Source organism: Cohnella rhizosphaerae (genome assembly GCF_029525575.1).
Classification (GTDB): domain Bacteria; phylum Bacillota; class Bacilli; order Paenibacillales; family Paenibacillaceae; genus Cohnella; species Cohnella rhizosphaerae.
Genome location: NZ_JAPDIA010000001.1, coordinates 72,785 through 94,563, shown reverse-complemented (window position 1 = coordinate 94,563; position 21,779 = coordinate 72,785). Strand labels below are relative to the sequence as shown.

At 55.1% G+C, this 21,779-nt stretch carries 21 protein-coding genes and 2 pseudogenes; 17 read left to right on the top strand and 6 right to left on the bottom strand.

Translation table 11 applies throughout. The annotated features are described in order from the left end of the window. Positions 1 to 227 precede the first annotated feature (227 nt). From OMP40_RS00465 to OMP40_RS00420, 10 genes and pseudogenes are all read left to right on the top strand, one after another. Positions 228 to 2,210 (top strand): annotated as a pseudogene (locus OMP40_RS00465) (sensor histidine kinase); the annotation flags it as partial. A gap of 325 nt (positions 2,211 to 2,535) precedes the next feature. Next, a pseudogene (locus OMP40_RS00460) lies at positions 2,536 to 2,637 on the top strand (hypothetical protein); the annotation flags it as partial. A 100-nt stretch (positions 2,638 to 2,737) separates the two neighbouring features. Next, positions 2,738 to 3,376, top strand: a complete 639-nt coding sequence (locus tag OMP40_RS00455) for a sensor histidine kinase (RefSeq protein ID WP_277528248.1) — start codon at positions 2,738 to 2,740, stop codon at positions 3,374 to 3,376. Between the two features lie 42 nt (positions 3,377 to 3,418). After that, complete coding sequence (locus tag OMP40_RS00450) at positions 3,419 to 4,534, top strand: response regulator (protein WP_277528246.1); 1,116 nt, start codon at positions 3,419 to 3,421, stop codon at positions 4,532 to 4,534. A 165-nt stretch (positions 4,535 to 4,699) separates the two neighbouring features. After that, the gene (locus tag OMP40_RS00445; protein WP_420871865.1) at positions 4,700 to 5,233 is read left to right on the top strand and encodes a DinB family protein; all 534 of its coding nucleotides are present in this window, start codon (positions 4,700 to 4,702) and stop codon (positions 5,231 to 5,233) included. A gap of 71 nt (positions 5,234 to 5,304) precedes the next feature. Continuing rightward, on the top strand, positions 5,305 to 5,640 hold the full coding sequence (locus tag OMP40_RS00440) for a hypothetical protein (protein ID WP_277528245.1): 336 nt from the start codon (positions 5,305 to 5,307) through the stop codon (positions 5,638 to 5,640). A gap of 343 nt (positions 5,641 to 5,983) precedes the next feature. After that, entirely contained in the window at positions 5,984 to 6,412 is a 429-nt protein-coding gene (locus OMP40_RS00435; RefSeq protein WP_277528243.1) for an NUDIX domain-containing protein, read from the top strand. Between the two features lie 39 nt (positions 6,413 to 6,451). Further along, complete coding sequence (locus tag OMP40_RS00430; RefSeq protein WP_277528241.1) at positions 6,452 to 7,039, top strand: hypothetical protein; 588 nt, start codon at positions 6,452 to 6,454, stop codon at positions 7,037 to 7,039. Between the two features lie 37 nt (positions 7,040 to 7,076). Further along, positions 7,077 to 7,424: a histidine phosphatase family protein gene (locus OMP40_RS00425; protein ID WP_277528239.1), complete on the top strand. Its 348-nt coding sequence runs from the start codon at positions 7,077 to 7,079 to the stop codon at positions 7,422 to 7,424. A gap of 215 nt (positions 7,425 to 7,639) precedes the next feature. Beyond that, positions 7,640 to 8,455 (top strand): alpha/beta fold hydrolase, encoded by an 816-nt coding sequence (locus tag OMP40_RS00420; protein ID WP_277528237.1) that lies wholly within the window; start codon positions 7,640 to 7,642, stop codon positions 8,453 to 8,455. Between the two features lie 162 nt (positions 8,456 to 8,617). On the opposite strand, the gene OMP40_RS00415 is transcribed toward OMP40_RS00420, so the two are convergent. The 5 genes from OMP40_RS00415 to OMP40_RS00395 all read right to left on the bottom strand — a co-directional run bounded on the left by OMP40_RS00415 (position 8,618) and on the right by OMP40_RS00395 (position 12,515). Continuing rightward, positions 8,618 to 9,796 carry a glycosyltransferase family 2 protein gene (locus tag OMP40_RS00415; protein ID WP_277528235.1) on the bottom strand — a complete coding sequence of 393 codons (1,179 nt, stop codon included), beginning with the start codon at positions 9,794 to 9,796 and terminating at the stop codon, positions 8,618 to 8,620. Positions 9,797 to 9,918: 122 nt separating this feature from the next. After that, positions 9,919 to 11,133: an MFS transporter gene (locus tag OMP40_RS00410; RefSeq protein ID WP_277528234.1), complete on the bottom strand. Its 1,215-nt coding sequence runs from the start codon at positions 11,131 to 11,133 to the stop codon at positions 9,919 to 9,921. Positions 11,134 to 11,223: 90 nt separating this feature from the next. Next, a complete protein-coding gene (locus OMP40_RS00405) occupies positions 11,224 to 11,505 on the bottom strand; it encodes an ArsR/SmtB family transcription factor (RefSeq protein ID WP_277528233.1) in 282 nt (93 codons plus the stop codon). An 85-nt stretch (positions 11,506 to 11,590) separates the two neighbouring features. After that, entirely contained in the window at positions 11,591 to 12,241 is a 651-nt protein-coding gene (locus OMP40_RS00400; RefSeq protein ID WP_277529162.1) for a helix-turn-helix domain-containing protein, read from the bottom strand. Beyond that, on the bottom strand, positions 12,234 to 12,515 hold the full coding sequence (locus OMP40_RS00395; protein ID WP_277528232.1) for an AraC family ligand binding domain-containing protein: 282 nt from the start codon (positions 12,513 to 12,515) through the stop codon (positions 12,234 to 12,236). Before OMP40_RS00395 ends, OMP40_RS00400 begins: the two co-directional genes overlap by 8 nt. Before the next feature lie 170 nt (positions 12,516 to 12,685). Here OMP40_RS00395 and OMP40_RS00390 point away from each other — a divergent pair, with 170 nt between their 5' ends. The 6 genes from OMP40_RS00390 (at position 12,686) to OMP40_RS00365 (ending at position 19,996) form a co-directional block, all read left to right on the top strand. Next, positions 12,686 to 15,145 carry an alpha-L-rhamnosidase-related protein gene (locus tag OMP40_RS00390; protein WP_277529160.1) on the top strand — a complete coding sequence of 820 codons (2,460 nt, stop codon included), beginning with the start codon at positions 12,686 to 12,688 and terminating at the stop codon, positions 15,143 to 15,145. Between the two features lie 77 nt (positions 15,146 to 15,222). Beyond that, positions 15,223 to 15,726, top strand: coding sequence for a DUF948 domain-containing protein (locus OMP40_RS00385; protein WP_277529158.1), 504 nt, complete (start codon positions 15,223 to 15,225; stop codon positions 15,724 to 15,726). 112 nt (positions 15,727 to 15,838) lie between these two features. After that, a complete protein-coding gene (locus OMP40_RS00380; RefSeq protein WP_277528231.1) occupies positions 15,839 to 17,635 on the top strand; it encodes a sensor histidine kinase in 1,797 nt (598 codons plus the stop codon). 19 nt (positions 17,636 to 17,654) lie between these two features. Then, the gene (locus OMP40_RS00375) at positions 17,655 to 18,494 is read left to right on the top strand and encodes a response regulator (protein WP_277528230.1); all 840 of its coding nucleotides are present in this window, start codon (positions 17,655 to 17,657) and stop codon (positions 18,492 to 18,494) included. Between the two features lie 202 nt (positions 18,495 to 18,696). After that, on the top strand, positions 18,697 to 19,386 hold the full coding sequence (locus tag OMP40_RS00370; RefSeq protein WP_277528229.1) for an ABC transporter substrate-binding protein: 690 nt from the start codon (positions 18,697 to 18,699) through the stop codon (positions 19,384 to 19,386). After that, on the top strand, positions 19,310 to 19,996 hold the full coding sequence (locus OMP40_RS00365) for an extracellular solute-binding protein (protein ID WP_277529155.1): 687 nt from the start codon (positions 19,310 to 19,312) through the stop codon (positions 19,994 to 19,996). Before OMP40_RS00370 ends, OMP40_RS00365 begins: the two co-directional genes overlap by 77 nt. Positions 19,997 to 20,117: 121 nt before the next feature. Here OMP40_RS00365 and OMP40_RS00360 read toward each other — a convergent pair whose 3' ends face one another. After that, positions 20,118 to 20,768: a peroxiredoxin family protein gene (locus OMP40_RS00360; protein ID WP_277528228.1), complete on the bottom strand. Its 651-nt coding sequence runs from the start codon at positions 20,766 to 20,768 to the stop codon at positions 20,118 to 20,120. A gap of 126 nt (positions 20,769 to 20,894) precedes the next feature. Between OMP40_RS00360 and OMP40_RS00355 the strand changes: the two genes are divergently transcribed. Further along, complete coding sequence (locus OMP40_RS00355; protein ID WP_338130986.1) at positions 20,895 to 21,533, top strand: TetR/AcrR family transcriptional regulator; 639 nt, start codon at positions 20,895 to 20,897, stop codon at positions 21,531 to 21,533. The last annotated feature ends 246 nt before the right edge of the window (positions 21,534 to 21,779 follow it).

Sequence of the window (21,779 nt, the reverse complement as noted above, 5' to 3'; positions counted from 1 at the left end):
TTACTTTTATTGTCGATGTCCTACAAGGAAAAGCGTTCAAGAACCGCTGTGGACCTCGGATTTCGTGCAATAGAATACATTGAAGAGAAAAAACAAGAAGTACAGTAGTTTTTGAGAGATCTTTGAGAAGAGAGGATTAGAATAGGTAATGCCCGAACCGGTTCATTTTATTATCCAGCCTCATGTCGAAAATGGTAGAATGAAAGCGATTCTGCGAGCGCTTCGCGATGCGGATGATTAAGGTTAGGCAAGCGCATCCGATAACCGATTCGGAAAAGCTCGCAGCGGAGGTCGGATCAGTCTTTATGCAAATTCGCAAGTTATCGGGCATGGGCCTGCTTCTGCTTCTTATCGTCGGCATTTTTTGGGCCTTGTATTATCCGACCGTTGCCGACCGGCATTCTCCGCAAGCCGCTGGAGGGGAATTGGATCTCGGCGGATGGGACTTTAAACGGAACGGCTTGGCCGATCTCGACGGGGAGTGGGCGTTCTATCCCGGCCGGCTGCTTGAGCCGGGGCAATTTTCGGTAGCGCCGGGCGGCTATTTGCAGGTGCCGGGAACGTGGCGCGGCGCGGGCAAGAGCGGTGACGGGATGGCGCGAAAGGGCTTCGGCACCTATCGGCTGGTCATTCATATGCAGCCGACGGACGAGATTTACGGCGTGAAGGTGACGAGCATTCGCATGGGGCATCGGCTTTACATCGACGGGCGATTGGCTGGACAGAGCGGCCGGCCTGCCGACGACAGGCTGGACAGTCGCCCGGGCAATACGCCGTATACGGCGTTTTTCCAGCCGCGCGGCCGGGATGTCGAGATCGTCCTCCAGGTAGCCAACTTCGAATTCGTCACGGGCGGCGTCGTGAATTCGCTGCAGTTCGGCTTGAGCGCCGACCTGATCAAGCTCAATGGCATTCGGATCGGCACCGATATCGCGATCTGCCTGATCCTCGTCATACTTGGCGCCTATCATATTAGCGTATACATACTCGAAAGGCGAGACAAAACCTATCTGATCCTCGGCCTCTATTTGCTCTTGCTCGGGGTTCAAATGTCGATCTACGGGGAGAAAATCATCCAACGGCTGCTTCCCGGGCTTCCGTTCGATCTGGTCTACAAGGGACTCGAGATTTTCCAGTTCGCGGGCGTCATCCTGATTATGCAGCTGTTCTATATCGTCGAACGCCGTCTGTTCAAACTTTGGACGAGGCGGCTGCTGGCGCTTCCGTTCATGATCTATATCGCAGCGGTCGCGCTGCTTCCGTACAGGATTCATATCGACTATAAATATATTTTTGTTCTATACGAAGGCTTTGCCGTCCTGGTTCTCGTCGGCCGCTTGCTGCATTTGTTCGCGCGAACGAAGGTCGATGCGAAGGAGCGATTTGAAAGGTTTCTGCTGCTGGGCAGTCTCGTCATGCTGCTTCTCTTTTTAATCGGCATCAGCCTGTACGCGGAAAACGCGTTGTCGTCGGATCTTGTCGCCAAGAGCGCGCTTCTCGGCTTCATTCTCTGCTTGCAGCTGCTGCTGGCCGTCCGGTTTTCCAACGAGTTCGCCAAGACGGCGTCGCTGTCGCATCAACTGACGGTCTCGAACCAGCTGAAGGACGAATTTCTCGTTCATACGTCGCACGAGCTCAAAACGCCGTTGAACGGCATTATGAACATGGTCTCTCACCTGCTTGAGGATGGAGAACGAACCATGGCCACGGAGCAACGGCAGAATCTATGGCTCGTAAAGGATACCGCCTCCAAGCTGTCGATGCTGATCAAGGATCTGATCGACGTCGTTCATCTGAAGCATGGGGAGCTTCGGCTGTATTCGTCGGTGGTCGATATGCGCGTCGCGGTGCAGATCGTCTTCGATATGCTGAGGTTCGAGTTGTCCGGCAAGCAGGTCGTTTTGAACAACGCCGTCGAGGCGGACGTATGGGTGACGGCCGACGAGAGCCGGCTCAGACAGGTGCTCTACAATCTCGTGCATAACGCAATCAAGCATACGCAGCATGGCGAGATCCGCGTACGGGCCGACCGTGGCCAGGCGTACATCGCGGTTTTTGTCGAGGATACGGGGACGGGCGTGCCGCCGGAGAAAAGGGAGTCGCTGTTCGGCGAGTTCGATTCGATCGACAGGTCCGTCCCGCGCGACGGCTATGAAGGGATGGGCGTCGGTCTCTATATCAGCCGCAAGCTGATCGAGCGGATGGGCGGTCAGATCGGCCTGGACTGGACGGAGCCGGGTACAGGAACGAGAATGAAATTCACGCTTCCCGGCTTCCGGCGCATGCCCGGCGATCTGGAGATCGCAGCAGGGGCTGAACAGTCCAAGCGCGTGAGTCAGGAGGACGGATCGCTCGATCGGTGGGACGGCAACGCGCATACCGTATTGATCGTGGACGACGAAGCCTCCAACGTACTGACGCTCCGCCAGATGCTAAGACGCAGCAAGTTCAATGTCGTGACGGCATTCTCCGCCGGCGAGGCGGCGCTCAAGCTGCAGCAGTTCCCCCCATATCGATCTGGCGGTCGTGGACATCATGATGCCAGGCACGTCGGGGATCGAGCTCTGCCGGACGATTCGCGAGAGTCGATCGATCCTGGACCTGCCGATTCTGATCTCGACGGTCAAGGATTCGCACGGCGACATCGCGCTCGGCTTCGAGGCCGGCGCCAACGATTATGTGACGAAGCCGTTCGAAGGGGGAGACGCTGATCGCGCGCATCCGGACGCTCATCTCGATGAGATCGGCGATTCGGGAAGCGATGAGAAACGAACAGGCGTTTCATCAAGCGCAGATCAAGCCTCATTTTCTATACAACGCCTTAAGCAGCGTGATCGGCTTCTGCTATACGGACGGAGAGAAAGCGGCTGAGCTGCTGTCCGTGCTGAGTCAGTACATTCGCCATATTCTGGAGACGGATCGCGACAAGCCGCTCGTTCCATTGCACCGGGAGCTCGAAGTGATCGAGGCGTACGTGAAAATCGAGCAGGCGCGATTCGGCGAACGGTTTGATTTCATATGCGAGATCGAGGAAGAAGCGCAGCAATGCGAGGTGCCTTCGCTTTCCGTACAGCCGTTCGTGGAAAACGCGATTCGTCATGGCTTGTTCGAGAAGGAGGGCCTCGGCGCGGTGTCGCTGACGGCGAGAATCGAACGCTCGCAAGCCGTCATTGTCATTAAAGACGACGGCGTCGGCATTCCGAGCGACGTCTTGCGGCGGATCGCCGCGGGCGAACGGTCCGAAGACCGGGACGGAGGCATCGGGATCGCGAATATACGCAAACGGTTGGACGCCATGCCGGGCGCTGCGCTGCGTATCCGGTCGGAGCCGGGCGAGGGCACCGAGGTTTCGATTCATTTACCCTATGAACGTTAAGGCGGGAGCGCAAAGACCCGATGTGCGGAGAGGAGTGTTCCCTTGTACAGAGCAATCATCGTGGAGGATGAAAGGCCCGTGCTGGAGCTGATGAAGGTGCTGATCGGGCGCAACGGCAATTATGAGATCGTCGGCGCGTTCGGCAGTCCGCTGCAAGCGCTGGAGAAGCTGACGGAGCTGGACCCCGATATCGCTTTTATCGACGTCGAGATGCCCAAGATGAGCGGGCTGGAGCTGGCGCATCGGATCGTCGAGCGATCGAAGCGAACGGCCATCGTCTTCTCGACGGCCTACAAGCAGTATGCGCTGTCGGCCTTCGACGTGCAGGCGCTCGATTATATTCTGAAGCCGGTCACGCCGGCGGCGATCGAGCGGGTGACGAACCGGCTAGCGGCATTGCTGCGGCCCGAGCCGGCATCCGGAGGCGACAATGACGGTCCGAACATCCGCCTCCTTGGCGGATTCGAGATATTAAGCGCGCGGGGCGAACTGCTGCATTTTCCGACCCGCAAGACGGAGGAACTGCTTGCGTATCTCCTCTGTCATCCGGAGAAGGACATCAGCAAGTGGCTGTTGACGGAGCTTCTCTGGCCGGAGAAGACGCAAGAACGGGCGATGGCCAGCCTCCATACCGCGATTTATCAATTGAAGAAGCTGCTTAAGGAGCAGGCGCTTCCGATCGATATTCAGCGGACGAGGGAAGGCTACTTTTTGTCGCTGGGGCAAATGGAATACGATTTTCTGTTGTACTGCAGCAGGGAAAGCGAAATCGCCAGCGGTACGATGACCTCGGAACAGGCGGAGGCGCTCAGAATGCTGTACAGGGGACCGCTTCTTGAGGGAAGGTCTTATATTTGGAAAATATGGCTGGAGGAGGCGCTAAAGAAGCAGTACGCCGATCTCGTCCGGAGGCTGACTGACGAGAATGTTGCCGAGCGGAATTGGCAAAGCGCGGAGCGCAGGCTCCATGCGTTTCTGTCGATCTATCCGCTGGACGAGGAGATGAACGCGGGTCTGATCGAGCTTCTATCGCTTCGCGGTCAGAAAGAGAATATGGTCCGGCATTACGAGCAGTTCAAGCGGAGGTACGGCGACGAGTTCGGCTGCGAACCGTCCGAAGAGTTTATGACGCGGGTAAGACCCTGCTTGGGCGGCTAGCCGGTTCGAGCGGATGATTCAGCGACATCATGATATAATGATAAATGCCGTTGACTTTGAGGCCGGATTCGTTTAGATTTACGCAAAAACTTTTTAGACCGATCGATTATGAAAAGCCGATCGAGGTTTTCATGAAAACGTTAAAAGAGAGGTTCGCCGAATAACATGATAAACATGGACCAAATCTACCTGATTACCGACATTCAAGGCTATACGCCCGAGGTTGGTCGGCTGCTCTCCATGATGAATTATGCAAGATATACAACCCTGGAAGCCGCAAAGAATTTAACGACAGAACAGTTGGATTATTTAATGGATCCCGAGGGCAATTCGATCGGCGCGTTGTTGCTGCATTTTGCGGCGGTAGAGTTTGCCTATCAATTGGAGACGTTCGAGAAGCGGGATTTGAACGAGGAGGAGATGCTAATCTGGGGCCCAGCCCTGGACCTCGGTGAGAAAGGACGGCAAGCCATTCGTGGAAATGATCTGACCTATTACGTAAATAAGCTCAATGAAGTCAGAACAAAGACATATGAACTTTTTAAAACGGTCGACGATGATTGGTTGCATCTCGAGGAGCCGTTCTGGTACGGGAAACAAGCGAATCACTATTTTATGTGGTTTCACGTATTTGAAGACGAGATCAATCACAGAGGTCAAATCAGATTGATCAAGAAGAAAATGAATACGCAGTTATAATGAATTCTATCATGCGGCCTCTGTCTAAAACGCTCAAATTTAAAATTCGATTCGGCACGAGATTTACAAAAATGAGCTTAATGATCGTCGCGGCTGGATTCGTCGTCTTGCTCTTATCGCTGAATCGTGATTTAAATTCATTGCCTGTCGCGGTTGCGCTGCTATTTACCGGGGGAGCGTTAATCTACATTAGTATTGTTCGAGCGAAAAAGAAAATTCTATTGATTCAAACGGGCCTTGTGGCAAGAGGCACCTATAAAGAATGGAAAAATTCATTTATTTTATACAATAACACAAATTTGGTTTATTTGATTTATACTTTTTATGATCTTAGAAAAAAAGCAAAGAAACGTATACGTGCTATCCGCCAGTACGGACGCGAGAGAAGAAGTGACGGTATTTTATAATGAAGATGCTAGTCTGGCCCTCGAGTATTTGCCTGGCAAACCGCAATTTAATAAGAATGAGATCATAGGCTAGCACAGATACCACTACCAATATTTAGGCGTAGTGGTATATTTATTTTACGCATTCAAACGGATGATGGCCCAGGAGGAGCTTGTATGAAAATATTAGTCGTCTCCGATGAGGAATCCAAATATTTATGGGATCATTTTGACGCCAATAAATTCAAAGAGATTGAACTGTCATTTCGTGCGGAGATTTAAAGGAGGAATATTTATCGTATTGAATTTGCAGATGAGTCGAATATTTAAAGATAGTTTACGAAATGAAACGGAGCGACCATCCATGACGATGTCTGAATATTATAAAGACTTGAGAGACAAGTTTGGACCGGATTTCATTTTTATGCCGGCGGTTGTCGCTATTATTCGGAATGCCGAAGGTGAAATATTGTTCGGGAGAAAGCACGGAGAAGAAAAGTGGGGACTCATCGCCGGAGCCATTGAACTTGGCGAAACGCCAGCTAGAGCAATCTGTCGTGAAGTGCTGGAGGAGACGGGTTTAATCGTTTCTCCCGAAAGAATTATTGGCGTCTTCGGCGGAGATCGGCATAGATTTACGTATAGCAATGGACACAAAGTAGAATACCTGTCGATTGTGTTCGATTGTAAAATAACAGGCGGAAGTTTAAGTCCGGACAATGAAGAAATGAAGGATCTGAAGTATTTCAAGGAGAACGAAATCCCCCGAAATTTCAAATCCATATCCGATTGAAATATTCCTGAAAAGCAGTCGACGCGAGGCGATATTCGAATGAACTCAAAATCGGTATTCAATGGGCAGCTGCGCTACCTGTTCCATTATTATGAATCGAAAACAGGTCCGTTTAAAAACTTGTCGGCTCTCACCATATCTGAAGCTCAGCATATTATGAAAGATTTGAAGAAAGATAAGGCTGTTTTTGCGAGCAAAAGAGCGGAAGACTATTTGCAAATTAGATTTGATTTAGAGCAAAGGGCTCGGGCGGCTTTTATTCAGAAGGGCGGTAAAGCTACAAAGCAGTATCCGCATTATATGACGTTGGGTCCCTGTAATTGGCTTAAAGAGTGGTATGTCGAAGGGAAAGAACTTAAAATTCCAATCGAAGCGTTTAACCCGAAATCGCTTAGTTTTACATATGGCGATCTTTTTCCAACGATGCGATACAACGACGGCAAGCCATATAGAGGGAATGTGTACACCCTATTCGAAATACAAGAAATCATTCAACGATACGGTTGGCCTCAAGAGTGGAATCACGACGGAGCGCAGGGGCCCGAACGGTATATCGAAGTACAGATCTGGGATGACGATGCCATTCAACATTATTTGGTCGCTCAACATAAATTAACGGGAATCTAAGGAAGCAGGGACAGTCATTAATACGATTTTATATCTGTTGCGGCACGCAGAATCGCCTTTTATTGAAGGAATGGAAAGAACGCGCGGTCTGTCGGACAATGGAAAAATAGACGCCGAAAGAATCGTTTCCCTTTTAGCGGCAGAAGGGATTGATCTTTTTATCTCTAGTCCGTTCGAAAGAGCGATTCAAACGATAAAACCGCTGGCCGACGCGTGCGAGAAGGATATTACGATTATTGAAGACTTAAGAGAGAGACAAATTGGAGTCTTCCAAGAAGGCACCTTTAAGGACGCCAAGCGGGAGGTCTACCGTGATTTTAACTTTGCATTTGAAGATGGCGAATCCAGCGATAATGCTCAAAAAAAGAGCGATCGATCAGCTTAAACGAATTTTAAATGAGCACGCCGGAAAAACGATTGTATTAGGAACGCATGGGGACATCATGACGTTAATGATGAACTATTTTGATAAACAATATGATTATGATTTTTGGCAGTCTGCGACAATGCCGGATATTTATGAATTGTGGTTTGAAGGGACAAAACTCAAGCGAGCAACTCGGAAATGGAATTAATTTTGCGTGAAAATGAGGTTGATGGATGTCTATGAAGATCATTTCAGGCACTTCGGATTTAAGCGACGTGCGCATTCATTATTTGGACTCTCTTCATGAATCGGATGCTTCGTCGATCCCCGTTCTCGTCTGTCCAGGCCTATCGGAGATTGCGGAAGAGTACGAGGACTTTATGGTTGAAATGCTGCCTAGAAGAACGATCGCGCTATCCTTCAGAGGGAGAGGTCGAAGCGATACGCCGCTCGCCGGGTACGACCTGCAGGATCATGTGACGGATATCGAATCCGTCGTTCTGCATCTGCAGATTACGCGTTTCCACCTTTACGGCTACTCGCGCGGCGTGTCGTATGCGCTTGAATATGCAAGGCAGCATCCCGAGCGGATCGCTTCTTTAATCGTGCAGGACTACCCCGCCGAGCATAAGGCGATGACGGCCGAATGGGCGAAATCGTATATCGAAGACTACTTGATTCCTTTTGACCGATTGACGTCGAACATTCGCGCAGAGGCCGTTTATGGCATTCAAAGGGAATCAAACGCCTGCGAATTCCGTTTTTCGCTTGAGAAGCCCGTTCTTGTTTTGCGAGGAGCGCTTGAGGATTCGCTTATTTCCGACGAAGATCTGGCGCGCTACAAGCGTCGTTTCCGCCAGATAAAAATCGTACAATTCGAGGAAAGCGGACACAACATTCGAGGGGCGGAAAAGGAGAAGCTGGATCGGACGATCATAGCCTTCTTAAGGCAGTCCGACAGGGGGAGGGGAATCGGATTGACGTCTTTCGCATCGGCGCCTCTGGGCATCCCTTCCGGGGTGGGACGGAATCGACTAATTAAGTGTTGAAAAGCACTTAATCGGCGCGCTGAACGGGGCTTCGAAGGAATAAGTGTTCAACCGCAATTATTTGGTTCAGAACCGATTCGAAACGTGCAATTGCGAGAAAATAATTGCGCTACAACACTTATTTGCTCCAAAGACATCGCGATCAGGGGAAATAACTGCTTTTCAACCGTTATTTGATCGGCGTTGTTGTGCCATTGAACCGCTCAGCCGGTCCGCTCCTGAGCGTTTGTCGCGTAGTGCATGCCAGGCGGTCGGGGGGAGGATGGTTGTCCGCAGATTGTAGACGAGACGAGACGAGACGAGACTGCAGTAAAAGACAGTCAGGGCGTGCCTCTTCCCTGAGGGTTTTCTTGATGCGAGCGCTTTTAGTGGCGCAGCCTCCGTACCCCGAGCAGCAGCGCGAGGAGCACCGCCAGCCGCCTGGGAGAAGGCAGCGCCGAGCCGAAGCGGTTGAACGGCCCGGCCATCAATTGCAGCGCCGCGGACCGCTGCTTTGCATGAGCCAGCGCGATCGAATATTCCAGCACGGTCTGCTGATACTTTTTTGACGAGCCGCCTCCGCTGCTCCTGCGTCAGACGTTCGCCGAATACGTGAATCATGTACGCGAGCCCTTCGAATTTGCTCTTTACGTTTTCCAATCGCTTAGCGGTCTGTTGTCCCGCATGGACCCGGCAAGAACCCAGATAGTCGGTCAGAAAATACCCGCTAAGCCCACGTGCCCCAAGCGCCAGCATCAGCATATAATCCGGTACGAGCCCGCCGCTCGGTTGAAAAAAACCGACGCGCTCAAGCGCGCTTTTTCGGAAAAGGCTGAACTGAAGCGAAAATACGCAAGCGTTGTTGCGAAGCGTGTGCGTCAGCACATCCTCGTAAAGCTGGCTGCGCATCGCGGATCTTCCGCAATACGCGGCAAAATCCTCGCTCTGCTGTACGAGCCTGTTCCCCGTAGCGTCCATGAAAAAGTGATTGCTCGACACGAATGCGCATGCGGGATGCGAGAGGAGCGCCGCCTCGGCGCATTCCAAAAATGTCGGCTCCCACACGTCGTCGTCGTCGAGCATGGCCACCAGGTCGCCGGTCGTCGCGCGGAACGCCTGCTGCCGGTTTTGCAACTGGCCGATCCGAACGTCGTCAGAAATGCTTGCCAAATGCTTGAATGCGATCGCAGGATATTTCGCCCGAATCTCCTTGACGGTATCGAAGGTCGGCCCGTCTCTGCCGTCCTCGCTGACGACGATCTCGTCGGGCGCGCGGGTTTGCGCGCAGATGGACAGCAGCGTTTCTCGCAAATAATGCGCGCGTTTGTGCGTAGGTACGGCTACGCTGATCCTCAAGGACATCGTCAGACGCTCCTTCGTTGTGATACGATATGTATCATCATATCACGAGCCCAGCCGTATGCCAATGGATACGCGAAGAAGCCGCAGCATCTAGCCGCGGCTTCTTCGGGATTGCGTTCAAATCAGCCCAGATCCTGCGCGCCGAGCTTCGCCGCCAGCTCCGCTTCCTTGCGCCGGAGGGCCGCGGATGCCGGCCTGAAGTAGCCGAACGCCGAAGCCGCGACCAACGCCGCGACGGCGACGCCCGCAGCGCCGATCCAGCTGACCGCCGCGAGCGACGTCTGCTCGACGATGACGCCGCCGATGCCGGCGCCGGCCGCCATCGCCAGCTGCAGCACGGAGCTGTTCAGGCTCAGCATGATGCTCGAGGCTTCAGGCGCAAGCGTGATGAGGTGATACTGCTGCGTCGGACCCGAAGACCAGGCGGCGAACGCCCACAGCATGAGCAGCGGAATGACGAAAGCGGCCGAATGGGCGAACAGCGAGATAAGAACGAGGATGATCGCGTGAAGCGACATGCCGCCGACGAGCGTCCGCCGGAAGCCCCACTTGTCGGTGCCGAAGCCGCCGAGCTTGGAGCCGATCAGGCTGGCCACGCCAAGCGCGAACAAGCCGATGCTGACCCAGCGTTCGCTAAGTCCGGTAATGTCGAGCAGGAACGGAGAAATGTACGTGTAGGTGATCGAGTAGCCGCCGATCCAGAACAGCGTGACGAGCAGCGCGACGGCGATCTTCGGATTTGCCAGCAGCCGGATCTGGTCACGGAGCGGAATCGGACGCTCGCTTTCCGTCCGCGGCACCGTATAGGCGACAAGCGCAATGCCGAGCACGCCGAGCAGACCGATCGCGCCGAAGACGAGCTGCCAGTTATAAAGCGAGGAGATGAGTCTGCCGAGCGGGACGCCGACGATCAGCGCGGTGCTGAAGCCCATGACGAGCGTGGCGATCGCGCTGCCCTGCTTTTCGGGCCGCGCGAGCTTGGCGGCGACCGTGAGCGATGTCACGACGAACACGCCGCTGCTAAGCGCCAGGATGATGCGGGAGACGATCAGGAAGCCATAACCGGAAAAGGCGAGCGCGGCGAAATTGCCGACGACGAACACGGCGAGCGCATAGATCATAAGCCGTTTGCGGTCGACCTTCGCCGTCGCGGCCATTAAAAACGGCGTGCCGAAGGCGTAGGCCAGCGAATAGACGGTGATTAATTGTCCGGCCGCCGCCAGCGAGACGCTGACGTCGGCGGCGACCTGGTCCAGTATGCCCGCGATGATGAATTCAGACGTGCCGACGAGGAAACTTACGATAGCCAGCATATAGATTTTCCAAGCGTTGTTCATTCTCCCCAGCTCCCTTGAATCTTATTATTTTTATAATTCTAAAAATATCGAAATTAATGGCGAAAAACATCCTGCCGCGCCTGATCCAGGCTAACCCAGCAGGTAAGGCGCGTACTTGCGCGCGACGTCCTTGTTGACGCTGTAGTAAATATAGGTGCCGTCCTTGCGAAGCTGCAGCAGTCCGCTCTCCGTCAACTGCTTCAGATGATGCGACAGCGTGGAGCCTGCGACCGACTCGAGCTTGTCTCCGATGTCCGAGCAACAGAGATTCTGTTCCTCCGTGAGCAGCATCGCGATCTTGATGCGGGTCGGTTCGCCGAGTGCTTTGTAGACTTTCACCGCTTGTTTGACTTCCTCATTGTCCGGGACCATCGCTTGCTCACCGCCTGATTCGTCGTAATTTCTAAAACTATAGAAATAAGGTATCATGCTTCCGGTCAATTGTAAAGCGCCCTATTTAACCCCTAGTTTCCTTTTGCCCGTCCACGCCGCCTCTCGCGGCATGCATGCTCCGAATTTGCCTTGGCGTTTGCCCGGTGATACGCTTGAACAGACGGTTAAAATGCTTCATATCCTCGTAGCCCGCCAGCCTTGCGATGGCTGCGATCTTCTCGTTCGTCGCAAGCAGCAGGTCGCAGCATATCTCGACACGCAGCTTGTTCACATAATCGGTATAGCTCATCCCTGTACAAGCCGCAAACTGGCGCCTGAACTGTCGCTCGCTGAAACCCGCCATTGCGGCCAAATCCCGCATACGTACCGCTTTTACCGGATCACGGCGAAGCAGGTTCAGCACCGATTCAAGCGCATCTTCTCCGAACTTTGATGCCCCGCTTTCCACTGCCATGTCATTTTCTTTGGAGCGCCGGATAAGAAGCAGCAGCTTCACCAACTCGGCCTGCATCATATCATTCGAGTCCGAACGTTTTACGCTATTTTCTTCGAAGAGCGTATTAAAGATCCGTTGAAACGAACCATCCTTATCCTTGCAATGCAGCCAAGTCTGATCCGGATAACGAGCGAAAATGAACCGGAGCATCTCTTCATCTTCCGCAAAAAAACGCCTTAGCGGTTGACTGTGCGAACCGTCGAACAGGCAGTTATACACGATCAAGTGGCCGGCGTCCGGCCCGGCATGCGAAGGCCGAAACACGTGCGACACCCCGATCGGCAAAAAAGAATAGATCTCCTTTTGCCACAGGCAAAAACTGTCCCTCGATATACTGGAACCCCGTTCCTTCGCTCACATAGTTGATCTCTACAAACTCGTGATCGTGATGCCACATCCCGAACGACTCTTGCACACGATTGATAAAAACAGGAACTTCCGGCGACAGAAATTCGGCCGCGGTTGTCGTAAAGACGAAAGGTTTGATGCTCATGCAGTCACCCAATTTCCTGATGTCTAACGTCCGATTACACCCTATATATCGTCCGAATAAGCCTCAAATTTCGATTAACCTCTAGTGTATAGTAATGATTGAAATTTGCAAACGGGGGGAGGCACTAAACGTTGAGCGATCACGCAGCTATCGATGCGGTATGGATCTGGATGGAGGAACGTCAGGTCATCCATAACGAGCAAGCGCACGAGCAAATCTATTTCCGCAGAAGCTTTGAGCTGGATCGTATAGAAGAGGCGACGTTGCGGTTGAAGGTTTCTGCGGACAGCAGATATCGTCTGTATGTCAACGGCATTCCGGTATCTCGCGGACCGGCCAAAGGCGACCACCAAACCTATTATTATGAAGAGGTCGACTGCACCTCCTTCTTGCGCGAAGGACGTAATGTAATCGCCGCCCATGTCGTACACTATGACGACAGAGGAGGTCCGGTCTCCGTCTGGAGAGCGAATCGCGGAGGCTTTTTGCTTGCCGGCGAGGTGTCGGATCCAAAAGGCCAATCCATTCTGACGCTGCATACGGACGATCGTTGGCGTTGTCTTCAGGAAACGGCGATCGCCTATGATGTCTCCGATGCGGATACGGCGTTTGTAGGCGGTACGGAACGCGTGGACGGCCTTAATCTCGCGCACAACTGGTATACGATGGAATACGACGATTCCAACTGGCCTTTTGCGGTCAAAATTAGCGAACATGAAAATCCCGTCATCGGCCATTACTCGCCATGGTATCTTGCTCCGCGTCCGATTCCGCCTCTATATGAGACGAATCGCGCGTTCGTGCCGTCATTCGGCCTGGACGACAGCGGAAAGCCCATCACGATCGGTCCTCATCAAAACTTCAAACTCGAGCTTGATGCAGGCGAGATGACGACCGGCTACCCCGTACTTTGGCTAAGCGGCGGAAAAAACGCTACCGTAAAGCTTTTGTACGCGGAATGCTATCGACAAGCCGATCCGGCAACGGGTGTATTCGTCAAAGGAATCCGAGACGACAGGACCGGCGTGCTGATCGGCCATTTTGATCTCTATACCGTCGGCGGATCCGGTTCCGCAGATCAACCTGAATGTTACGAACCTTTCTTATTCCGGACATTCCGTTATATTTCGCTTGAGGTGGTGACGGCTGAGGAAGCGCTGATCATCCAATCTTTTCATTATAGAGAAACAGGCTATCCGCTCGAGGTCAAAGCGAGCTTCGCCAGCTCCGACGCCAGCTTGCAGCCGCTCTGGAACATCAGCGTCAACACGCTTAAGCGCTGCATGCACGAGACGTACGAAGACTGTCCTTATTTCGAGCAGCTGCAGTACGCGATGGATACGCGGCTGCAGGCTCTGTTTACTTACCAGCTAAGCGGCGATGACCGTCTGGCCCGGAAGGCCATCTATGATTTTCATTGCTCTCGGCTGCCTAACGGGATGCTCCAGAGCAGATATCCTTCGATGCTGCAGCAGGTGATTCCAGGCTTTTCGCTCTATTGGATAATGATGGTCCACGATCATTACCGTTATTTTGGAGATCCGACGCTGGTGAGGACCTATCTGCCCACGATTGACGGGATTCTGGAATGGTTCCATCAACGAATAGCTTCCGATGGACTGCTGGATCAAATGCCGCCGGAATATTGGTCCTATGTGGATTGGGTGGACGAGTGGCGCGAACTAAACGGCGTACCGACGGCTTCTAAGGAAGGCAGCATGGTCATCTATAATCTGATGTATGCCGCATCGTTGAAGCTGGCCGCCGAGCTTCAGGACTCGTTGGGCAGAACCAGTACTGGCGACGAGTACAGGTCTCGCGCCGCCGCGATACTTGAAGCCGTCAATCGAACCAGCTATTCGCAAGCTGCGGGACTTTATCGGGATGCCCCTCAGGTGGAGCTGTACAGCCAGCATGCACAGATCTGGGCCGTACTGGCCGGCGCAGTCCAAGGAGAGGCTGCCAAGCAGCTGATCGATCGCATGTTTGCCAACCAATCATTGGCTAAAGTATCCTACGCCATGTCATTTTTCTTGTTCCGCGCGCTCGAGGAGATCGGTTCCTACGATCAATCCTTCTCTCTGTGGGACACATGGAGGGACCTGGCTGCGCTCGGACTCACATCGTGGGTGGAGGATCCCGTTAGTCAGCGCAGCGATTGTCATGCCTGGGGCGCCGTGCCGATCTATGAGTTCAGCGCGAAACTATTGGGTGTATCGCCTGCCACGCCAGGCTATCGCACGATTAAAGTCGCACCGCAGCCGGGCAAGCTGACATACGCGTCCGGTGAGGTGGCTACACCGCTGGGAGTCGTACATGTCGCATGGGAATTGGGCGACGGGAAGCAGTTCAAATTGACCGTATCGACTAGCGTCGATGCGCAGCTCATGATTGTTCTTCCGGATCAAACCGTACATGTTCATCAAGGGGGGAGAAGAACTTCATTTCTCTTGCGCGCTGCAATAATGCAAATTCAGCGGCTTCATGCTAAAAAGTTCATGAGGAAGATGCAAAAAAATCCCTCCTGTCGCTCATCCTGCTGTACACGACCGGCTCGATCGCGTTTTCGACCATCTTGCTCCGGGGCTTTTTCCAGCGTATACCGGACAGCCTCGCAGAAGCGGCGATGATCGACGGCCGGTATGGCCGGCAAAGGAATGTCCCGCTCCCTCCGGACATACAGTGAGGAGGAGAGGGGGTGCTGAAAATGGTCATTCAAATCAGCGTCGCGGTCGCCGCGATCGCTTTTGCCGGGCTGGCCTTGTACTTGATTCTGACGCTGCGCAGAGGAATGACGACGCTCGCGGAGACGAACAAGACGCTAGCCGAGGTGAGGAACGCGGTTCATGGATTGACGCAGGAGGCTTCTCAGCTCATCCGCAACGCCAATCAGGTGACCCGCGACGTCAAAGGGAAGATGCGGACGATCGATCCGCTGTTCGAATCGGCGCACGACGTCGGAGAAGTGATCCAGACGGTAACCGAGTCGGTCAAAAAAAGCGGCTGGCATCCCGTCCTCGCCGGAGCGGCTCGCATCCGGATCGGAGACACCGCAGCTTCGCGTCAAGGTCAAATAGCCGTCGCGGCGCCGCGTATGAAGCCCGTTCCTCCTTCAATAAAGGGGGGGGGACGGGCTTTTTCGCGTCGCGATCGTGGCAACTTTTGGGCAAATCCGAGTTTCCGCCGGCTTGCGCCGGATAGAACGATTTGATGATTTTTACCGTCCGATCCTACGATTTGGTGATCCTTCCGCGCGAAAGCCGAAGGAATGTCCGCCCGATGTTATAATGAGGTCACCACTTGGCGCAAAGGGGTCGCTCAACATGCGGGGCTTGCTGTCACATCTCGTTCCCCATAAGCTCAAATATCGGCTGTTCGCGGCGTTCGTGCTCGTCATTTTGCTCCCGTTCAGCATTTTGAACATTTACAACTACAGGAAGATCGAATCGCTCGTTCAGCAAAAAGTGAGCGAGCAAAGCCACGAGCAGCTGGACAATTTGCATCGCTCTCTTGAAGACCAGCTCAGCATCGCGTTCAAGACGCTGATTTTCCTCGAGCAGGATACCGAGGTCCGGCAGATTTTGCAGGAGCCGGAACGTCATTCCGTGCTGGACAACAAGGAGCTGATGGAGGACAAGTTCAAAGGCTTGAACAACAGCTTTTTCCTTTACAATCCGTCCGTATACTTCACGCTGCTCGACGATCGCGGCCATGTCTATACGTCCTATCAGCCGCGACGGCCGCTCGACTACGACACGATCGCCTCGAACGCGTCGTTCGCCGCCATGCGAGAGACGAAGGCGTCTTACCTTTGGGTGCCGGACGATGAAAATTACGTGTCGCGCGACATTTCCAAAAGTCCGATGCTGCTGTCGCTTTACGCCGAACTGCGGGACCGCGGCAACCGAGCCTACGGGCTGGCGCGGATCAGCATCGATTTTTCCTTCTGGTTCCAGTCCATGCTGCAAAAGTCGGAGAGCGACCAGGCCTACTTTATCATGACGAGAAAAGGAGAGACGATCGCCAGATCCATGCCCGGTTCGGAGCTGTCGAAGGAAGCGGTCGAAGCCGTCTCCCGCACCCCGGACAACGGGTATCGGATCGACAAGCGCAGAGATGCGCTGGTCAACTACAGCTACCTGTCCTCGCTGGACTGGTATTTGGTGGACCGCATCCCGCTGCAGGTGTTGTTTAACGAGATCGAGAGCCTGAAACGGCAATATTTCGTCACGTTTTTCGTCATCACCGCCGCATTCGTCGCCGTCGCGTTCATGCTCGCCTATACGTTCACGCGCCCGCTCTCCCGCATGCAGCTGAAAATGAAGGAGGCTGTCCGCAAGGACCTGCGGATTCGGCTGCCGGAGAAAAATTACAAAGGCGAAATATTGGAGCTGACCCGCACCTTCAACACGATGATGGTCGATATGAACGGGCTGATCCAGCGTCTGCGGGCGGAGGAACGGCAGAAGGATGCCGTGCATTTTCAAATGCTGCTCGCCCAGATGGACCCCCATTTTTTGCTGAATACGCTCAACACGCTAAAATGGATCGGCTTGCGCGGCGGCAGCGAAGAGACCGTGGAGATTTGCCTGTCGCTAGGCAAACTGCTGGAGACGAGCCTGAATTCGGACGTGGATCTCATCTACCTGAAGGACGAGATCGAGCTGACCCGCGCCTTCCTGTACATTCAGCAGATCCGGTACGGCAACCGCTTCGACATCGAATTCAGCTACGACGAGTCGCTCGTCTACGCGCTCGTTCCCAAGCTGAGCCTTCAGCCGCTCGTCGACAATGCGATCCGGCACGGCATCGCCGACATGCAGGAGGGCGGACGCATCTGGATTCGAATGGATCGGGATGCAGAATATCCGGACAGGCTGGCGCTGGAGGTCGAGGACAACGGCGTCGGTCTCGAGCAGTCGAGACGCAGCCGAGAGGAAGGGCGCAAGCGGCCGGGCATCGGGCTGGACAACGTCCGGGAGCGGCTGCGGCTGCTGTTCAAGGACAAGGGGGGAGCTCGACGTCGTGCCGCTTGCTCGCGGGACCCTGTGCCGGCTGCGACTGCCGCTGCTGCTGTCCCCGCCTTACGAGAGCGGTGCTGGCGCGGTCGGCCGTCATGACGAAAAGGAGGCGTAAGCGATGTACAAGGTGCTGCTGGTCGAGGACGAGACGTTCGTCCGCGAATCGGTCAAGGAGATCATCCGCTGGGAGGACATGGGCTTCACGCTGGCCGGCGAAGCGAGCAACGGCGTCGAGGCGCTGGCGCTGCTCAAGCGGGATCCGCCCGACCTCGTCCTTTGCGACATCGTCATGCCGAAAATGGACGGCCTGGCGCTGCTGAAGGAGACGCGGGACGCCGGCATCGGCTCCAAGTTCGTCATGCTGACCTGCATCGGCGACTTCGAGGCGATGCGACAGGCGATGGAGTACGGCGCGTCCAACTATATTCTGAAGCTGTCGATGAGCGTGAAGGATCTGCGCGAGACGCTGGCGAAGGTGAGCCGGGAGCTGTCGGGCGGCTCGGCTGCCGCCGCGGCGCGACCTGGAGGGGCGCTTCAGCCTTCGGCGTCGCATCAGCCTGGGGCTTCGCACCAACCGTCGGCTTCGCACCAACCGTCGGCGTCGCGACCGCAGCTCTTGGAGCGCGAGCGGATCACGCATCCCGAGGTGAACAAGATCATTCAATACATCGAGCAGCATTACGATCAGGATATCACGCTGGGATCGCTGTCCCGCTACGTCATGATGGGCGAAAACTACGTCAGCGCGCTGTTCAAGAAAAAGACAGGTCAGACGCTGATCCACTATTTGCATCGCACGCGCGTGGACAAAGCGATCGAGCTCTTGATGAGCACCGATCTGCCGGTCAACCGGATCGGCCAGCGCGTCGGCTTCATGAACGACAACTATTTCATTAAAATTTTCAAGCGCATGACCGGGACGACGCCGAGCCAGTACCGGAATCATAGAACGATTTGATCGTCGCAGGCGACAGGGCGGCAGCCGGATTGTGTATATCTGTTCCATCGAGAACATCATTCTGTTACTTATGGACAGCCTTGCCGTCCTGCTATCCTTGAGCTGCACACAACAATACCGGTACATTCGGGGAGGGCGTCTCTGGTGACAAAAAAAAGGCTGGCTGGCAGGCATCGCTTCGCTGGCGCTCGTAACGGGCGCGATGGCAGGCTGCGGCAACAACGATAACGGCGGGAACGCGAGTCCTGCGGCAAGCGGCAAAACGGAAGCGTCTTCATCGGCTCCGGCCGGAACGAAGGCGAACGGCGGCACGGTCAAGCTGAAGATGTGGGGCGGGGTGCCGCCGGAAGCCGGACCGCAGGAGGTCATGGACAATTGGAACAAATCGCATCCCGACATCCAGATCGAATACGTGCGCTACGTTAATGACGACGAAGGCAACCTCAAGCTCGACACGGCGATGATGACCGGTCAGGACGTCGATCTCTACGTCAATTATACGTTGTCCCAAACGGCCAAACGCGTCGAATCCGGCTTCGCGGCGGACCTGAGCCAATACGCCGATTACAACATCGACGAAAAGATGGGCGCCGATGCCGCAGGCTGGAAGATCGACGGCAAGTTCTACGGCATACCCACGACGAAAAGCGCTTACTTCGTGGCGCTCAACAAGGACGCGTTGGATGCGGTCGGCCTCGCTGTGCCGAAGGACTGGACCTGGGACGAGATGCGCGAATACGCCAAAAAAGCTCAAGAAAGGCGACGGCTACGGCTTCATCCAGAATACCGAGCCGTACGCCGATCCCGTCGACGCCGTGCTGTTCAAGGACGGCTACACGAAAGCCGACGGCACTTCGAACCTGGATCACCCGCTCGTCCGCAAGTGGCTTGAATCGCTGAACGGCATGATGCAGGACGACAAGACGACGCCGCCGCTCGGCGAGCAGTTGACGAGCAAGATGCCGGTCGAGCAAATGTTCCTGAGCGGCGAGGTGCCGATGCTGAACATCGGGGCCTGGCTGCTCCGCAGCTCCAACAACTTCACCGATTATCCGCGCGACTTCAAGATCGCTTTCGCGCCTGTCCCGCATCTCCAGGACGAACCCGAAGGTTATGTGACGCGCGGCGGCATCGGCGATTATATCTCGATCAACGCCAAGTCCAAAAACCAGGCCGCCGCCTGGGAGTTCCTGAAGTGGTACGCGGACGGCGGCATGGCGCCGATGGCCGCAGGCGGACGGCTGCCGGCGTCCAAAGACGCCGACCAGGACGCGGCGCTCGCGAGCATGCTCGGCGACAAGGCCGACACGTACGATAAAGACTCGCTCATGTACGTCATCTTCGACAACAAGACGCCGACCTTCGTTCGTTCCGTGCCGCAGGAGGTCATGGACCTTCGCGCGCAGGAATACGAGAAGTACTTCCTTGGTTCGCAGAACCTCGATGCGACGGTCGCCGCGATGGTGAGCCGGCACAACGAATTTTTGAAGAAGGCCAAATAAGCTTGAAGCGGTAGTGTCGCTGCCGAACGTGCATTTGGCAGGCGCGACAGCGGAAATGGAAAACGGGATAAAACGGCGAATGCGCCGTTTCGTCCCGTTTTTTTTTATCTCTGCCTGTCAGTTACAGTTTGCTTAATTCGCTGATAATATCGTCCGGCTCGAATCGCTGCATGAAGTCCGGATTCACGTAGGCGGAGCGCACGATGCCGCTCTCGTCGATCATGAACGTGGAAGGCACGGGAAGGATCCAGCGGTCCGTCGCATTGTATTCGGCCAAGTCGAGACCGAACCCTTGCTGAAGGACGGCCTGGACGTCTTCGGGCACGTCGTATAAAATACGGTAGCTCGCCGCGACCAATCCGTGACGGTCGCTGAGCACATGAAAACGCAGTTCGTCCTTCTCCGCCTGCGACAGCGTCTGGTCGGGACCCTGCGGACTCACCGCCATCAGCCTGGCGCCCAACGCTTCGATCCGGGGCAGCACTTGCTGGTACGCACGAAGCTGTCGGCTGCAGTATGGGCACCAGCCGCCGCGATAAAAGGTCAGAACGACGGGGCCGGACGACAGCTGTTCGTAAAGGCTGACTTCGCGCCCGTTCGCGTCGGTCAGGGCAAAGTCCTTGGCTTTCTCGCCGACCTGCAGGCCGAACGGCTTCGCGGAAGCTTGCTGCGCCCGGATCAGGCCGTAAAGCGCGGTTTGCGCTTCCAGGGGCGTGCTCGCCTCGAATTGTCTCTTCATTTCATCCAGCGTCTCGCGCAAGCGCATGCTCATTCTCCGTTCTAAGTCGAGGTTTAGTAAAAGTTTTTAATTATGGAGTGAACGATCCATTTTATGGCTTGCACTAATCTTAGTCTTCGTTTTCTGGATTGTCAACTCCATTTTTGCTAAGATATCGGTATGGAAACTACTAACCGAAACGCGAAAATGCGGCCGCGCCTGACGGCTAAAGGAAAACAGACGAGGACGCGAATCGTTGCGGAAGCAGCCGCGCTTATGTTCGAGCATGGCGTCGCGGGCACAACCGTGGAGGACGTGCAGCGCGCTGCGCGCGTGAGCGCTTCGCAGCTTTACCATTACTTTAAAGAGAAAAAGGAACTGGTGCTGGCCGTCGTCGAGCATCAGATCGACGAGGTGCTGGAGGCGCAGCAGCCTCTGCTCAGCCGGCTCGACAGCTTCGAGGCGCTGCAGACCTGGTGCGACGCGATCGTTGCGCTGCAGGAGCAACGGCACTGCCGGGGCGGCTGTCCGATCGGCTCGCTGGCGAGCGAACTGTCGGAGCTGGAGCCCGAAGCGCGCGACGGGCTGGCGGCGGGCTTCGCGCGATGGGAGGCGCGCATCCGGGCTGGCTTGCAGACGATGCGCGAACGGGGCAAGCTCGCGCCCGAGGCGGATCCGGCCCGCCTTGCGCTCGGCTTGCTTGCGGCGCTGCAAGGCGGCCTCCTGCTGACCCAGGTACGCCGGGAGACCCCGCCGCTTCGCGCCGCGCTGGACATGGCGATGGGACATATACGTTCGTTCGACGCGATCCGGAACTAGGCTTAGGGGGCGTGTTTGGGCTTCGGCGCAGGCGCGGCTCCTGCAATCGGCGGCAGGCGCGATAGGGACATTAGGGTGGAACTGCGGAGCGAGCGAGACTGCGCGCGGTCGGCGGCAGGTCCGATAGCACAATAATGGTGCAACTGCCTTACGCGAGCGGCTGAATGATCAAAGCGATCGCCGATCGTTTTTTTTCATGCGCAAAAATGCGGTCCCGAGAGCTGCGTAAGCGGGCGAATGAAATAA

Coding starts and splice junctions, on each gene's coding strand:
- OMP40_RS00385 (WP_277529158.1), top strand. CDS start 15,223: ATGGTCATTCAAATCAGCGTCGCGGTCGCCGCGATCGCTTTTGCCGGG.
- OMP40_RS00455 (WP_277528248.1), top strand. CDS start 2,738: ATGAGATCGGCGATTCGGGAAGCGATGAGAAACGAACAGGCGTTTCAT.
- OMP40_RS00370 (WP_277528229.1), top strand. CDS start 18,697: ATGGCAGGCTGCGGCAACAACGATAACGGCGGGAACGCGAGTCCTGCG.
- OMP40_RS00355 (WP_338130986.1), top strand. CDS start 20,895: ATGGAAACTACTAACCGAAACGCGAAAATGCGGCCGCGCCTGACGGCT.
- OMP40_RS00440 (WP_277528245.1), top strand. CDS start 5,305: ATGAGCTTAATGATCGTCGCGGCTGGATTCGTCGTCTTGCTCTTATCG.
- OMP40_RS00430 (WP_277528241.1), top strand. CDS start 6,452: ATGAACTCAAAATCGGTATTCAATGGGCAGCTGCGCTACCTGTTCCAT.
- OMP40_RS00375 (WP_277528230.1), top strand. CDS start 17,655: ATGTACAAGGTGCTGCTGGTCGAGGACGAGACGTTCGTCCGCGAATCG.
- OMP40_RS00395 (WP_277528232.1), bottom strand. CDS start 12,515: ATGAGCATCAAACCTTTCGTCTTTACGACAACCGCGGCCGAATTTCTG.
- OMP40_RS00380 (WP_277528231.1), top strand. CDS start 15,839: ATGCGGGGCTTGCTGTCACATCTCGTTCCCCATAAGCTCAAATATCGG.
- OMP40_RS00360 (WP_277528228.1), bottom strand. CDS start 20,768: ATGAGCATGCGCTTGCGCGAGACGCTGGATGAAATGAAGAGACAATTC.
- OMP40_RS00445 (WP_420871865.1), top strand. CDS start 4,700: ATGATAAACATGGACCAAATCTACCTGATTACCGACATTCAAGGCTAT.
- OMP40_RS00405 (WP_277528233.1), bottom strand. CDS start 11,505: ATGGTCCCGGACAATGAGGAAGTCAAACAAGCGGTGAAAGTCTACAAA.
- OMP40_RS00415 (WP_277528235.1), bottom strand. CDS start 9,796: ATGTCCTTGAGGATCAGCGTAGCCGTACCTACGCACAAACGCGCGCAT.
- OMP40_RS00390 (WP_277529160.1), top strand. CDS start 12,686: ATGGAGGAACGTCAGGTCATCCATAACGAGCAAGCGCACGAGCAAATC.
- OMP40_RS00410 (WP_277528234.1), bottom strand. CDS start 11,133: ATGAACAACGCTTGGAAAATCTATATGCTGGCTATCGTAAGTTTCCTC.
- OMP40_RS00435 (WP_277528243.1), top strand. CDS start 5,984: ATGACGATGTCTGAATATTATAAAGACTTGAGAGACAAGTTTGGACCG.
- OMP40_RS00420 (WP_277528237.1), top strand. CDS start 7,640: ATGTCTATGAAGATCATTTCAGGCACTTCGGATTTAAGCGACGTGCGC.